Source organism: Streptomyces sp. NPDC052052, assembly GCF_040680455.1.
In the GTDB taxonomy this organism is placed as follows: Bacteria; Actinomycetota; Actinomycetes; order Streptomycetales; family Streptomycetaceae; genus Streptomyces.
Genome location: NZ_JBFAWU010000025.1, coordinates 87,567 through 100,947, shown reverse-complemented (window position 1 = coordinate 100,947; position 13,381 = coordinate 87,567). Strand labels below are relative to the sequence as shown.

The window sequence follows — 13,381 nt, the reverse complement described above, 5'->3', positions numbered from 1 at the left end:
AGCACGGGCTACGGGATCAGGTCCCGGCGAGCAGGGCCGTTCGTCCGGCGCTCGGCGAGAATCCGTTCGATGACCACCGCGACACCGTCGTCGCCGTTGCTTTCGGTCCGGCCCGAGGCGGCGGCGATCGCGGCCGGATGGGCGTTGCCCATCGCGTACGACGTGCCCGCCCACCGCAGCATCTCCACGTCGTTGGGCATGTCGCCGAAGGCGACGACCTCGGCGGGTGAGATGCCGCGCTCGGCGCAGCAGAGTGCCAGGGTGCTGGCCTTGGAGACACCGGGGCCACTGACTTCCAGCAGGGCCGTGGGGCTGGACCGGGTGAAGGAGGCCCGGTCGCCGGCGGCCGTGCGGGAGAGGGCGAGGAAGTCGTCCGGGGCCAGTTCGGTGTGGTGGGCGAGGAGCTTCAGTACGGGGGCGCCGCCGTCCGGCGTCTCCTCGTGGAGCAGCTTCTCGGCGAGGGCGATGGTGGCACCGGGGTCCAGGTGGAAGGGCGGGTAGGCCGGTTCGTAGTGGATGCCGGTGGCCAGTTCCACGGCGAAGGACGTGCCGGGGGCGGCCGTGCGCAGGGTGTGCACGACATCGAGGGCGATGGTGCGCTCCAGCGGACGGACCTTGACCAGCTTGCCGTCCGCGTGCAGATCCGCGACCGCGGCTCCGTTCGCGCAGATCGCCAGGCCGTGGCCGTGGACATGGTCGCTGACGACATCCATCCATCGGGCCGGGCGCCCGGTGACGAAGAAGACCTCGATCCCGGCTTCCTCGGCGGCGGCGAGCGCGGCGATCGTACGGTCCGAGACGGTCTTGTCGTCGCGCAGCAGCGTGCCGTCCAGGTCGGTGGCGATCAGCCGGGGCGCGGCAGGCGAAGGCGAGTCGGTAGCTGAGGTCACACGGACATTCTCGCGTACGAAAGCGCACGGGCGTGCAGAGGGGCGCACACATGAGACTGCACGCCACCTGAGCGGGAAACATGCCGAACGCATATGTCAGTGCCCAGCGCGAACCGACGGCAGCACCCTGGTCGACGAGACGTCGGCTGTCGTCGGCCGGACGTACGCTCGTCGGTATGAGCCTGCGCCTGAGCACCGTGATCCTGCCCGTCGACCGCTGGCACCACGGAGGCCGCGCCAAGTGGCAGCGTGCCGAGGAACTCGGCTTCCACGCCGCGTACACCTACGACCACCTGTCCTGGCGGACCTTCCGCGACGGCCCCTGGTTCGGCGCCCTGCCCACTCTCACCGCCGCCGCCACCGCCACGGACCGCCTGCGCCTGGGCACCCTCGTCACGTCGCCCAATTTCAGGCACCCCGTGACGTTGGCCAAGGAGCTGATCTCGCTCGACGACATCTCCGGCGGACGGATCACCCTCGGCATCGGCGCCGGAGGCAACGGTTTCGACGCCACAGCGCTCGGCCAGGAGGCATGGACCCCGAAGGAGCGGGCGGACCGGTTCGGCGAGTTCGTGCCGCTGCTCGACCGGCTCCTCACCGAGGGTGCCGTCTCGCAGCAGGGCGACTTCTACACGGCGGAGGAGGCTCGGAACATCCCCGGCTGCGTCCAGCGGCCCCGGCTGCCGTTCGCGGTGGCGGCAACCGGCCCGCGCGGGCTCAAGCTGGCCGCTCGGCACGGGCAGGCGTGGGTGACGACCGGCGACCCGAAGCTCTACGAGGAGGGGACCCCGGAGCAGTCGGTGGCGGCCCTGCGCGGCCAGGTCGAGAAGCTCGGCAAGACGTGTGCGGAGGTCGGCCGGGACGTGGCCGAGCTGGACAAGATCCTGCTGACCGGTTTCACCCCTGACCGGGGCCGCCCGCTGGAGTCCGTGGACGCCTTCGTGGACTTCGCGGGACGCCATCACGACCTCGGATTCACCGAGATCGTGATCCACTGGCCGATCGCCGACTCGGACTTCGCCGCCGATCAGGCCGTCTTCGAGAAGATCGCCACCGAGGCCGTCGCCCAGCTCGGCTGAATTCGTCACCGCCCGATGTGGCGGGACCGAGTCCGGGACCGAGTCCGGGACCGATTCCGGGATCAGTCGCGAAAGCGCAGGAACGCGGGCGGAACGGCCGCGGTGAGCCAGACGCCGTTGGCACTGACGTAGAAGGTGTGTCCCGCGCGGTGCATCGCGGCCGCGTCCACCGACAGGACGACGGGGCGCCCGCGCCGGGCGCCGACTCTGGTCGCGGTGGCGCGGTCGGGCGAGAGATGGACGTGCGTGCGGTTCATGGGACGCAGGCCCTCGCTGCGGATCGCGTCCAGCGCGCCACCCACCGTGCCGTGGTAGAGGAATGCGGGCGGCTCGGCCGGCGGAAGGGCGAGGTCGACCGGGACGGTGTGGCCCTGGCTCGCACGGATGCGGCCGTCCTCGATGGCGAAACGCTGCTTGTCGTTCACCGCGACGACGTGATCGAGCTCGGTCCGGGTGAGGGGGAAGTGGTGAAGGGCCGTGGCGCGCAGCAGGTCGTCGATCGCCACCCAGCCGCTGGCGTCGAGCGTGATGCCGATCCGCTCCGGCTGGTGTCGCAGGTGTTTCGAGAGGTATTTGGACACCTTCACGGTACGTCTTTCGTCCATCCCGTCAGAGTGCCCACAGCGGTCGCTCGCGTGCATCCGGATTTCACCTCGATTTACTATGGCTAATTATATTCGCTCCAGCAACTTCCTTTCAGGGGTTTGATCCACAGCCAACACCGGTTATCCACAGTGTGGTTGATAATTCTGTGGACAAGTTACCGAATAATCAAACGATTTAGGTAACTTGACTGGTTTCATTGCCGGATGGAGCGAGTGCGTCCAATGTCCTGGACTGCACCTCTCGTTCTGCGGCTGCTGCGACGAAGGAAGAGATGTTGTCTGCACCAACCAGACTCTGTATGGACTGAATTGTCCTCAGCGGGATATCCACTGTGGGTGTCATGGATGGCGATTCTGTCGAAAGAGCCGACGTATCCGAACGGTCATGGTGAAGCAGGTGGCGCATGACCAACATCTTTATCGCGCAGGTCAGTTCTGCGTCGACCGGCTGCTGTGAGAGTGGGCACGGTCTGCACACCGCCGTGGCTGTGTCCGCGGTATCCGGGTGCGTCGCAGGGGGATTCCCGAAACAGCGCGTGAAGACATGTTCCGTGATCAACTGCACGAAAGAAGAGGTGATCTGTTCCATATGTTCGTGAACGTCCCTCAGGTGGCGCGGGCTTGCCCCGGGAGAGGGGTAAGCGGCATGCAACGCGGCGGCTACAGCAAGCTCGTGACGATCCACCACCAAGAACTCGTCGTCCCGTCCCGCTAGGGGAGCGAGTGCGCCGAGCTCCACCACGTCGGCGATGGCCCCGTCGTCCGGGACGTCGCCGAATTTGCTGATCAGCTCGGCCCGGCTGGTCCGGTCGCCCTGGTCATCGGCCCTGGGCCCGTGTACCTCGGCGACCAACCCGAGTACCCCGGCCAGTCCGCGACCCGTGTCCCAGGCATCCAGGAGTTCCTTGATGCTCGCCAAGGTGTAGCCGCGATCCAGCAGGTCGGCGATCTGCCGGAGCCGGGCGAGGTGGGTGTCCCGGTACACATTGGCCCGGCCGCGGCGCTCCGGCGTCGGCAGCAGGCCGCGGTCCTGGTAGGCGCGGATCGTGCGGACCGTGGTACCGCTCGCATGAGCCAGATCCTCGATCCGGTACTCGGCGGTGAACCGGCCTGCTGCCGACGACGGCCCCTGACCGCTTACAGCGGTGGCATCGCTCACAGCGTCGTCACCGCTCACAGCGGCGGCTTCAGCCGGGCGATCCGGCGCAGCGCACCAGGACTGAACCGGGACAGGAAGCGGGCGCCGCGGGCCTCCGGCGTCACCGGTACGACGGCCTGGTTGCGTACCACCGCCCTGAGGATCGCTTCGGCGACCTTCTCCGGCGGATAGTTGCGCAGCCCGTACAGCCGGCCGGCCCGGTTCCGCAGGCGTTCCTCCTCCGCGGCGTCGGCACCGGCGAAGTGCGCGGTCGCGGTGATGTTCGTGTTGATGATGCCCGGGCAGATCGCGCTGACCCCGATCGAGCGGTCGGCGAGCTCGGCCCGCAGGCACTCGCTGAGCATCAGCACGGCCGCCTTGGATGTGCTGTACGCGGGCAGTGCCCGGGACGGCTGATAGGCGGCGGCGGAAGCCGTGTTGACGATATGGCCGCCCTGACCCCGATCGGCCATCTGCTTGCCGAAGATCCGGCAGCCGTGGATGACACCCCACAGATTGATGTCGAGGACCTTCCTCCAGTCCTCGCTCGTGGTCTCCAGGAAGGAGCCGGACAGGCCGATTCCCGCGTTGTTGACCAGGACGTCGACGATGCCGTACTCGGCGGCGACCTTCTCGGCGAGCTTCTCCATCGCCTGTTCGTCGCTGACGTCGACTGTTTCGGCCCAGGCCACCGGGGAGCCGATCAACCGGGCCATCTCGGCCGTTCTGGCCGCCCCCTCCGCATCCCGGTCCACGGCCACCACGCGGGCGCCCGCCTCGGCGAATGCGAAAGCGGTGGCCCGTCCGATGCCGGCCGCGGCACCCGTCACCAGGACCAGCTGTCCGCCGAACCGGTCCGCGTACGCTCCGGCCGGTGCGGTGTCCTGCACCGGCCGGCCGCTCTCTTGGGCCGTCTCGTTTGCTGCGGCGAACTCGCTGATCCAGGAGGTGATCAGGTCCGGTCTGCTCCGTGGCACCCAGTGCTTGGCCGGCAGGGTGCGGCGCACCAACTGCGGTGTCCATCGCTCAAGTTGGTCGTACAGCATCTGCGAAAGGAAGGCGTCATCGGTCGGGGTGATGAGCTGGACCGGTACATGCGCATGGGCGTCGGTGCGCGGTCTGCGCAACCGGGCCCGGATGTTGTCGCGGTAGAGCCAGGCCCCGTGGGCCGCGTCGTCGGGCAGGGACGACGTCGGGTAGCTGTCCGCGGGCACCTTCTCCAGCCTCTGGAGAATGCCGGGCCATCGTCTGCCGAGCGGGCCGCGCCAGGCGAGCTCGGGCAGGACCGGCGTATGCAGCAGGTAGATGTACCAGGACTTGGCTCCCTGGCCGAGCAACTGGCCGACCCGGCGCGGGGTGGGACGAGTCAGCCGCTGCTTGATCCAGTGCCCGAAATGGTCCAGGGAAGGCCCGGATATCGACGTGAACGAGGCGATCCGGCCCTCGGTCCTTTCGACCGTGACGAACTCCCAGGACTGGACCGATCCCCAGTCGTGCCCGACCAGATGCACCGGCCGGTCCGGGCTCACCGCATCGGCGACGGCCAGGAAGTCATCGGTGAGCTTCTCCAGGGTGAAGCCGCCGCGCAGAGGTTTCGGTGCGGTGGACCGGCCGTGCCCGCGTACGTCGTACAGCACGACGTGCCACCGGTCGGCCAGTCGGGCCGCCACGTCCGCCCAGACCTCCTTGCTGTCCGGGTAGCCGTGCACCAGGACGATCGTCGGTCGTTCCGTGTCGCCCAACTCGGCGACACAGAGATCGATTCCGCCCGTACGCACCCGGCGCTCGCGCGCTCCCGGAAGACTCTGCAGGCTCATGCCGCAACCCTCTCCTCGGCCCGGTGCCGCGCATGCGGCGGATCAACCGCTTCGGTGCAGTCGTACGCGAGCCGTTGCGCCTCTTTGAACTGCCGCAGCTCCGGGGCCCGTTCGTCCTTCACTGTCGAGGTCATGCCACCGTCCGTTCCCTGCGCGCAGCGGTACGTGTTCATAACGTGACATCGATGAATGTGACAATGCCCGACGGCTGCGTCAAGGGGTGTGCGGGACCTGTGGACAACTCCGGGAGCCTTCACCCGGATCCGGGAGGCTCTCACCCCCGGGGGCGCGGGCCCCTCCTCGAGGGTCCTCCTTGACGGTGGCCCCCTACGGGTTCGTACGTCTGGAGTCTGATGCGGATCCAGCCGCCTGGGTTGACGACCGGTGTGGCTCGCACCACTACGTTCGAGTACGTGACTGTGATCGCGACCGAAAGCCTGAGCAAGCGGTACCCCCGGGTGACCGCGCTTGACCGGCTCTCCTTGGACATCGGGCCCGGTGTGACCGGCCTGGTGGGGTCCAACGGGGCCGGCAAGTCCACCTTGATCAAGATCCTTCTGGGGCTGTCCCCGGCCACCGAGGGCCGGGCCGCGGTGCTCGGACTGGACGTCGCCACGCACGGTGCCGCCATCCGGGAACGGGTCGGGTACATGCCCGAACACGACTGTCTGCCGCCGGACGTCTCGGCCACCGAGTTCGTCGTACACATGGCGCGGATGTCCGGACTGCCACCGTCGGCAGCGCGCGAGCGGACCGCCGACACGCTGCGCCACGTCGGTCTGTACGAGGAGCGCTACCGCCCCATCGGCGGCTATTCGACCGGCATGAAACAACGCGTGAAACTGGCCCAGGCCCTGGTCCACGACCCGCAACTGGTCCTGCTCGACGAGCCGACGAACGGCCTCGACCCGGTCGGCCGCGACGACATGCTCGGGCTGATCCGCCGCGTGTACACGGACTTCGGGATCTCGGTGCTGGTCACCTCGCACCTCCTGGGCGAGCTGGAACGCACCTGCGACCATGTCGTCGTCATCGACGGCGGCAGCCTGCTGCGCTCCAGCTCCACCAGCGACTTCACCCGGACCACGGCCACCCTCGCGGTCGAGGTCACCGACAGCGACACCCACCCGGACGGCACCGCCGCGCTGCGCCAGGCCCTCGTCCGGGCCGGCGTCGAACTCGTGGGCCAGGACGGGCTCGACGCGCAGGGACTGCCCGGTGCGGGCCACATCCTGCTGATCGAGGCGCCCGGCGAGGAGACCTACGACATCGTGCGCGACAGTGTCGCCGGGCTCGGGCTCGGGCTCGTACGGATGGAGCAGCGACGCCATCACATCGCCGAGGTCTTCCGAGCCGACGGGGAACCGCAGCCCCCAGCCGCCGGACAGACCGCAGCCGCCGGGCAGACCGTGGCCGCGGCCTCCGGGGCCGTACCGCAGAAGGGGAGCGCCCGCGATGAGCACTGAGACCGGGGCCATGAGCGGGAGCGAGACCTCCCGGATCCACAACATCGGCTACCGCGCCTACGACGGCACGCGGCTCGGGCGCGGCTATGCGCGGCGGTCGCTCTACTCGCAGTCCCTGCGGGGTTCCTTCGGACTCGGCCGTTCCGCGAAGTCCAAGGTGCTGCCCATGCTGCTGTCCGGGGTGATGTGCATCGTCGCGGCGATCATCGTCGCGGTATCCGTCACGACACCGGGTTCCACGGACCTGCCGATCAAGTACACGGCCTTCGCGATCTATCTGCAGGCCGTCATCGGTCTCTTCCTCGCCTCGCAGGCACCCCAATCGGTCTCCCGCGATCTGCGTTTCAAGAGTGTGCCGCTGTACTTCTCGCGTCCGATCGAGCGGGTCGACTACGTGGTGGCGAAGCTGGCAGCCATGGCGTCCGCCCTCTTCATCCTCACCGGGGTGCCGCTCGTCATCCTCTACGTGGGCGCACTGCTAGGGAAGTTCGGCTTCGCCGAGCAGACCAAGGGATTCGGACAGGGACTGGTGTCGGTGGCGCTGCTCTCCGTGCTCTTCGCCGGGCTGGGTCTGGTGATGGCCGCGCTGACACCGCGCCGCGGCTTCGGCGTCGCCGCGGTGATCGCCGTCCTGACCATCTCCTACGGAGCCACCTCCACGGTTCAGGCCATTGCCTGGCAGACGGGTGCGGAGGGGGCCGTCGCATGGCTGGGTCTCTTCTCTCCCATCACGCTCATCGGCGGTGTTCAGACCGCGTTCCTCGGGGCCCGTTCGTCCTTCCCCGGCGGGGAAGGTCCGGGGACCGGGGCCGGCGTGGTGTATCTGATCGTTGTTCTCGCGCTCGTCGTCGGCTCGTACGCCGTACTGATGCGCCGCTACCGGAAGGCCGGGCTGTGACCACCATCGAGATCGAACACACCTCGCGCTGGTTCGGCAATGTGGTCGCCGTCAACGACGTGAGCATGACGGTGGAGCCGGGGGTGACCGGCCTGCTCGGCCCCAACGGCGCGGGGAAGTCCACGCTGATCAACATGATGGCGGGCTTCCTCGCCCCGTCGACCGGCACCGTGACGCTCGACGGACAGCCGATCTGGCGGAACGAAGCGGTGTACAAGGAGATCGGCATCGTGCCGGAACGCGAAGGGATGTACGACTTCCTGACCGGCCGCGAATTCGTCGTCGCCAATGCGGAACTGCAGGGACTCGACGAAGCGGCGGCGCGGAAGGCACTGGCCACGGTCGAGATGGAGTACGCACAGGACCGCAGGATCTCGACGTACAGCAAGGGCATGCGCCAGCGCGTGAAGATGGCGTCCGCCCTGGTCCACGAGCCGTCGGTGCTGCTGCTCGACGAGCCGTTCAACGGAATGGACCCGCGTCAGCGGATGCAACTGATGGAGCTGTTGCGACGGATGGGGGCCGAGGGCCGTACCGTGCTCTTCTCCTCCCACATCCTCGAAGAGGTCGAACAACTCGCCTCGCACATCGAGGTGATCGTGGCGGGACGGCATGCGGCGTCCGGTGACTTCCGTAAGATCCGTCGGCTGATGACGGACCGACCGCACCGCTACCTCGTACGCTCCAGCGACGACCGCGCCCTCGCCGCCGCGCTCATCGCCGATCCGTCGACCGCCGGTATCGAGGTGGATCTGGGCGAACGGGCCCTGCGTATCCAGGCGGTCGACTTCGGACGCTTCACCGAGCTGCTGCCGGTGGTCGCACGCGAGCACGGAATTCGTCTTCTGACCGTTTCACCGTCCGACGAGTCCCTCGAATCGGTCTTTTCCTATCTCGTAGCGGCCTGAGTAGTGGCCTGAAAGGAGCTGTGAAGCGTCATGTACGACCCCACAGTCGCCCGGCTCACCTACCGGGCTCTGCTCGGCAGGCGCCGGGCAGCCATCCTCTTCGTCCTGCCGGCGCTGCTGGTGGTCATCGCGGTGGCGGTACGGGCGTTCGCCGGAGCGGATGACCAGGTCGCCTCGGACGTACTGGGCGGTTTCGCCATCGCCACGATGGTGCCGCTGATCGGCGTGATCGCCGGAACCGGGGCCATCGGCCCCGAGATCGACGACGGATCGATCGTCTATCTGCTGGCCAAGCCGGTGAAACGGCCGGTGATCATCTTCACCAAGCTGATCGTGGCCATCGCTGTCACGATGGTGTTCTCCGCCCTGCCCACACTGATCGCCGGGCTGATCCTCAACGGCAACGGCCAGCAGATCGCGGTGGCGTACACCGTCGCGGCACTGGTCGCCTCGATCGCCTACAGCGCGCTGTTCCTGCTGCTCGGCACCGTCAGCCGGCACGCGGTCGTCCTCGGCCTCGTCTACGCGCTGGTGTGGGAGGCCCTGTTCGGCTCCCTGGTGCCGGGGGCGCGCACGCTCAGTGTTCAGCAGTGGTCCCTTGCCGTCGCCGAGAAGATCGGCGCGTCGGGCGTGATCACCTCCGATGTCCGGCTGCCGGTCGCAACGATCCTGCTGGCGGCGGTCACGGTGGTGGCGACCTGGTACGCGGGGCAGAAGCTGCGCACGCTGAAGCTGGCCGGAGAGGAGTGAGCGGGGATCTCCCGCCGGACAGGTCTCCCAGGCCCGGTCCCTGACCGCCGCGGTCGTCGTCAACCCCCGCTCGCTGAGCTGGGGTTGACGCGTTTCGAGCAGGAGTGCGCGTAACTGTACGGTTATCGGTTCGTTGGGCACGGTGCGTGGAGGCAACTGGAATCCGTGGCGTCGTAGCGTGCGTGAAATTGGGGATTGCCGATGCCGGTGGGGGAGTACCCGCCGGGTCGGTCATTGAGTGAGTGGCAACCGTGAGCGTCCTCCACCCCTCCAGCCCGGGGCAGGGCTGTCCATCATCGGATTCACCATCGGAAGGCATGCTCATGCCCACGGAAGTCGCCCTGCTCGAATCGCGTGCGCTGCGCGTCGAACAGATGGGGCGCGTCGACGTCCTCGACAAGGTCAAGAGCCTTGTCATGCTCCCGGATGGGATTCACCTTCGCACAGAGGATGTGGCTCGCTACTTCGAAGTATCCACAGAGGTCATCAAGAAGGTCACCCAGCGGCACCGGGCCGAGGTTGCAGAGAACGGACTCACTCTGCTCCGTGGCCCTGAGCTGCGAGAATTCCATAGGGACATGGTGTCCCTATGGGGTGGTGAGGAGGCCGGAAGTTATCCACAGGCCGTCACTCAGCTCACCCTCTACACCCGCAGGACCGTGCTCAATGTCGCGATGCTTCTCCGCGACAGCGACATCGCCCGATGCGTCCGTACGTATCTGCTCGACGCGGAGCAGGACCTGCGGGCGGGCTACGCCTCACTCGAGCACCGGGTCACCCGGGTCGAGAGCTGCCTTGCCGGAGTGGGCACTTCGCTGCAGGAGCTCGGGCCCGTGCTGAACCGGATGTCGCACCGGCTCGACAGCCTGGACCGCAGGCTGGACCTCACCCATCAGGTCGTCGGCGCCATGAGCGTACGGCTGGGACATCTGTCCGAGGACGTCGTCCGTATCGACGGCAGGATGGATGATCTCGCCCGCCACCTGAAGGATCTGAGCCGCCGCAACAGGCAGCGCTGATCCGAGGCTGTGCACGGCCTTTCGGCGTTGCCCGGAAAACGGGTGGCGTCGAAAGGCCCTGCCGGGCACAGTGGTTGGTGCAGCTCGCGTCCGCACGGCCGTCGCGGGCACGGAAGCCGACGTGACGGCCCGCTATACAGCAGCAGCCGCACGCGGACATGTACGCCACAAGCTGGGAGAGGAGCGCGGCGATGACCGAGAGTCCGAGTCCGTCGAGTTCCCTGCGGGGCGGGCCCGAGCCGGCACCGAAGTAGTCACCGACGACTTCGCCGTGCCGATCGGAGCAGGACGCCCGGGGCGGCCCAGTCTGCGCATCGCGCGGCCGCCCTCCCGGAGGATTGGCCGAGTGGTAAGGCAGCGGCTTGCTAAGCCGTCGTCGGGGTCTGAACCTCGCGCGCGTTCGATCCGCGCATCCTCCGCAGAAGCAGTGCCCGGTACGACCACCGGACGGGCGCGGCAGAAACGATTCGTTCCGCCGCCCCGCCCCGTACGGCTAGAGCAGCTGCTCCAGCACCACAGCGATGCCGTCGTCCTCGTTGGACGTGGTGATCTCCGTGGCCACGGCCTTCAGATCCGCATGCGCGTTGGCCATGGCCACCCCCCGCTGCGCCCAGGCGAACATCGGGATGTCGTTCGGCATGTCACCGAAGGCCAGCGTGTCCGCGGCCTTCAGGCCCAGCCGGCGTGCGGCCAGTGAGAGCCCGGTCGCCTTGTTCAGCCCCAGCGGCAGGATCTCCACCACACCGGGACCGGCCATGACCACGTCCACCAGATTGCCGACGGCCGCGCGCGCGACCCTCGCCAGTGCGTCGTCGTCGAGCTCGGGATGCTGGATGTAGACCTTGTTCAGGGGAGCCGACCACAACTCGGCCGGGTCCTTCACGAAGACGGCCGGAAGTGATCCTTCCTGCACGCGGAAGCCAGGGCCGAGCAGCACGTCGCCGTCGAGTCCGTCGCGGCTCACCGCGACGGCCAGCGGGCCGGCCTCGGCCTCGACCTGGGACAGGGCGAGACCGGCGAGCTGCCGGTCCAGCGTCAGCGAGGTCAGCAGTCGGTGCTCGCCCGCGTGGTAGACCTGCGCGCCCTGGCCGCAGACCGCGAGCCCTTCGTAGCCCAGGTCGTCCAGGATGTGCCGGGTCCACGGGACCGAGCGGCCCGTGACGACGATGTGCGCGGCACCGGCCGCGGTCACCGCGGCCAGTGCCTCCCGGGTGCGCTCGGAGACCGTGTTGTCGTTGCGCAGCAGCGTGCCGTCGAGATCGGTCGCGACGAGTGTGTACGGGAAGGTCACTTGGCGGCCGGTTCCAGAACCTCGCGCCCGCCCAGGTAGGGCCTGAGCACTTCGGGGACCCGTACGGAACCGTCGGCCAGCTGGTGGTTCTCCAGGATCGCCACGATCGTGCGCGGTACGGCGCACAGCGTGCCGTTCAGCGTGGCCAGCGGCTGGACCTTCTTGCCGTCGCGCATCCGGACGGACAGGCGGCGCGCCTGGAAACCGTCACAGTTCGAGGCGGACGTCAGCTCGCGGTACTTGCCCTGCGTCGGGATCCACGCCTCGCAGTCGAACTTCCGGGAGGCCGAGGCCCCCAGATCGCCCGTGGCGACATCGATCACCTGGAAGGGCAGCTCGAGCGAGGTGAGCCACTGCTTCTCCCAGTCCAGGAGCCGGCGGTGTTCGGCCTCGGCGTCCGCCGGGTCGACGTACGAGAACATCTCGACCTTGTCGAACTGGTGGACACGGAAGATGCCTCGGGTGTCCTTGCCGTACGTACCGGCCTCACGGCGGAAGCACGGCGAGAAGCCCGCATACCGCAGCGGCAGCTTGTCGGCCTCGATGATCTCGTCCATGTGGTACGCGGCGAGCGGGACCTCGGAGGTACCGACCAGGTAGAAGTCGTCCTTCTCCAGGTGGTAGACGTTCTCCGCGGCCTGGCCGAGGAAGCCGGTGCCCTCCATGGCGCGCGGGCGGACCAGCGCGGGGGTCAGCATCGGGACGAAGCCGGCCTCGGTGGCCTGCGCGATCGCCGCGTTGACGAGGGCGAGCTCCAGCAGTGCTCCGACGCCCGTCAGGTAGTAGAAGCGCGAACCGGAGACCTTGGCGCCCCGCTCCACGTCGATGGCGCCGAGCTTCTCGCCGAGTTCCAGGTGGTCCTTGGGCTCGAAGCCCTCGGCACCGAAGTCACGGATCGTGCCGTGCGTCTCCAGGACGACGAAGTCCTCCTCGCCGCCGACCGGCACGTCCTCGTGGACGATGTTGCCGAGCTGGAGCAGCAGGCGCTTGGCCTCGGCGTCGGCCTCGTCCTGCGCCGCGTCGGCAGCCTTGACGTCGGCCTTCAGCTGCTCGGCCTTCTTGAGGAGCTCGGCGCGCTCTTCGGGAGAGGCCTTGGGGATGAGTTTCCCGAGCGATTTCTGCTCGGAGCGGAGCTCGTCGAAGCGGACGCCGGACGACCTGCGCCGTTCGTCGGCGGAGAGAAGGGCGTCGACGAGCGTGACGTCCTCTCCACGGGCGCGCTGGGAGGCGCGAACACGGTCGGGGTCCTCACGGAGCAGGCGAAGGTCAATCACCCCTCCAGGCTACCGGTGTGCGCTTCGTCGGCTCGAACCGATATCACCAGGCGTGTCACTACGCCCGAATTGCCTTGATTGTTAACGTTGGAGAGTGTGGCGCGACGAAAGTTGATCTCTACCGTCAATAAAAAGAGTTTATTCCCCTAAATGGGGTGAAGGTGGCGATTGCCTTGACGCATCCACCGCGTGTCGAGAGGTAGTTGACCGCCGCTTGTCCACAGGTGTAGCGGCTTCCCTGGGTTA

13 protein-coding genes and 1 tRNA gene are annotated in these 13,381 nt (G+C 68.0%); 7 read left to right on the top strand and 7 right to left on the bottom strand.

Annotation, left to right across the window (positions count from 1 at the left end):
• Positions 1-8 precede the first annotated feature (8 nt).
• Positions 9-890 carry a Cof-type HAD-IIB family hydrolase gene (locus tag AB0L71_RS26740; RefSeq protein ID WP_365247586.1) on the bottom strand — a complete coding sequence of 294 codons (882 nt, stop codon included), beginning with the start codon at positions 888-890 and terminating at the stop codon, positions 9-11.
• A gap of 176 nt (positions 891-1,066) precedes the next feature.
• Here AB0L71_RS26740 and AB0L71_RS26735 point away from each other — a divergent pair, with 176 nt between their 5' ends.
• Entirely contained in the window at positions 1,067-1,969 is a 903-nt protein-coding gene (locus AB0L71_RS26735) for an LLM class flavin-dependent oxidoreductase (protein ID WP_365247584.1), read from the top strand.
• A gap of 62 nt (positions 1,970-2,031) precedes the next feature.
• Here AB0L71_RS26735 and AB0L71_RS26730 read toward each other — a convergent pair whose 3' ends face one another.
• The 4 genes from AB0L71_RS26730 to AB0L71_RS26715 form a co-directional block, all read right to left on the bottom strand.
• Positions 2,032-2,574 (bottom strand): RNA 2'-phosphotransferase, encoded by a 543-nt coding sequence (locus AB0L71_RS26730; RefSeq protein ID WP_365247582.1) that lies wholly within the window; start codon positions 2,572-2,574, stop codon positions 2,032-2,034.
• Between the two features lie 175 nt (positions 2,575-2,749).
• Complete coding sequence (locus AB0L71_RS26725) at positions 2,750-3,733, bottom strand: MerR family transcriptional regulator (protein WP_365247580.1); 984 nt, start codon at positions 3,731-3,733, stop codon at positions 2,750-2,752.
• A 14-nt stretch (positions 3,734-3,747) separates the two neighbouring features.
• Complete coding sequence (locus AB0L71_RS26720) at positions 3,748-5,529, bottom strand: SDR family oxidoreductase (protein ID WP_365247578.1); 1,782 nt, start codon at positions 5,527-5,529, stop codon at positions 3,748-3,750.
• The gene (locus tag AB0L71_RS26715) at positions 5,526-5,663 is read right to left on the bottom strand and encodes a hypothetical protein (RefSeq protein ID WP_365247576.1); all 138 of its coding nucleotides are present in this window, start codon (positions 5,661-5,663) and stop codon (positions 5,526-5,528) included. Before AB0L71_RS26715 ends, AB0L71_RS26720 begins: the two co-directional genes overlap by 4 nt.
• Before the next feature lie 324 nt (positions 5,664-5,987).
• Here AB0L71_RS26715 and AB0L71_RS26710 point away from each other — a divergent pair, with 324 nt between their 5' ends.
• The 6 genes from AB0L71_RS26710 to AB0L71_RS26685 all read left to right on the top strand — a co-directional run bounded on the left by AB0L71_RS26710 (position 5,988) and on the right by AB0L71_RS26685 (position 10,989).
• Positions 5,988-6,995: an ABC transporter ATP-binding protein gene (locus AB0L71_RS26710; RefSeq protein ID WP_365247645.1), complete on the top strand. Its 1,008-nt coding sequence runs from the start codon at positions 5,988-5,990 to the stop codon at positions 6,993-6,995.
• Complete coding sequence (locus tag AB0L71_RS26705) at positions 6,985-7,893, top strand: ABC transporter permease (RefSeq protein ID WP_365247574.1); 909 nt, start codon at positions 6,985-6,987, stop codon at positions 7,891-7,893. Before AB0L71_RS26710 ends, AB0L71_RS26705 begins: the two co-directional genes overlap by 11 nt.
• Positions 7,890-8,801, top strand: a complete 912-nt coding sequence (locus AB0L71_RS26700) for an ABC transporter ATP-binding protein (RefSeq protein ID WP_365247572.1) — start codon at positions 7,890-7,892, stop codon at positions 8,799-8,801. Before AB0L71_RS26705 ends, AB0L71_RS26700 begins: the two co-directional genes overlap by 4 nt.
• Before the next feature lie 30 nt (positions 8,802-8,831).
• On the top strand, positions 8,832-9,551 hold the full coding sequence (locus AB0L71_RS26695) for an ABC transporter permease (RefSeq protein WP_365247570.1): 720 nt from the start codon (positions 8,832-8,834) through the stop codon (positions 9,549-9,551).
• 323 nt (positions 9,552-9,874) lie between these two features.
• Positions 9,875-10,570, top strand: a complete 696-nt coding sequence (locus AB0L71_RS26690) for a hypothetical protein (RefSeq protein ID WP_365247643.1) — start codon at positions 9,875-9,877, stop codon at positions 10,568-10,570.
• A 332-nt stretch (positions 10,571-10,902) separates the two neighbouring features.
• A tRNA-Ser gene (locus tag AB0L71_RS26685) sits at positions 10,903-10,989 on the top strand.
• Positions 10,990-11,063: 74 nt separating this feature from the next.
• Here the strand turns inward: AB0L71_RS26685 and AB0L71_RS26680 are convergent.
• Together AB0L71_RS26680 and serS are read right to left on the bottom strand one after the other, a co-directional pair.
• The gene (locus AB0L71_RS26680; protein ID WP_365247568.1) at positions 11,064-11,861 is read right to left on the bottom strand and encodes an HAD family hydrolase; all 798 of its coding nucleotides are present in this window, start codon (positions 11,859-11,861) and stop codon (positions 11,064-11,066) included.
• Positions 11,858-13,135 (bottom strand): serine--tRNA ligase, encoded by a 1,278-nt coding sequence (gene serS, locus AB0L71_RS26675; RefSeq protein WP_365247566.1) that lies wholly within the window; start codon positions 13,133-13,135, stop codon positions 11,858-11,860. The genes AB0L71_RS26680 and serS overlap by 4 nt, the downstream gene beginning before the upstream one ends.
• Between the last annotated feature and the right edge of the window lie 246 nt (positions 13,136-13,381).

Excerpts from the sequence above, each read along its gene's own strand:
- AB0L71_RS26735 (WP_365247584.1), top strand. The coding sequence starts at position 1,067 with ATGAGCCTGCGCCTGAGCACCGTGATCCTGCCCGTCGACCGCTGGCAC.
- AB0L71_RS26730 (WP_365247582.1), bottom strand. The coding sequence starts at position 2,574 with ATGGACGAAAGACGTACCGTGAAGGTGTCCAAATACCTCTCGAAACAC.
- AB0L71_RS26720 (WP_365247578.1), bottom strand. The coding sequence starts at position 5,529 with ATGAGCCTGCAGAGTCTTCCGGGAGCGCGCGAGCGCCGGGTGCGTACG.
- AB0L71_RS26715 (WP_365247576.1), bottom strand. The coding sequence starts at position 5,663 with ATGACCTCGACAGTGAAGGACGAACGGGCCCCGGAGCTGCGGCAGTTC.
- AB0L71_RS26705 (WP_365247574.1), top strand. The coding sequence starts at position 6,985 with ATGAGCACTGAGACCGGGGCCATGAGCGGGAGCGAGACCTCCCGGATC.
- AB0L71_RS26695 (WP_365247570.1), top strand. The coding sequence starts at position 8,832 with ATGTACGACCCCACAGTCGCCCGGCTCACCTACCGGGCTCTGCTCGGC.
- AB0L71_RS26690 (WP_365247643.1), top strand. The coding sequence starts at position 9,875 with ATGCCCACGGAAGTCGCCCTGCTCGAATCGCGTGCGCTGCGCGTCGAA.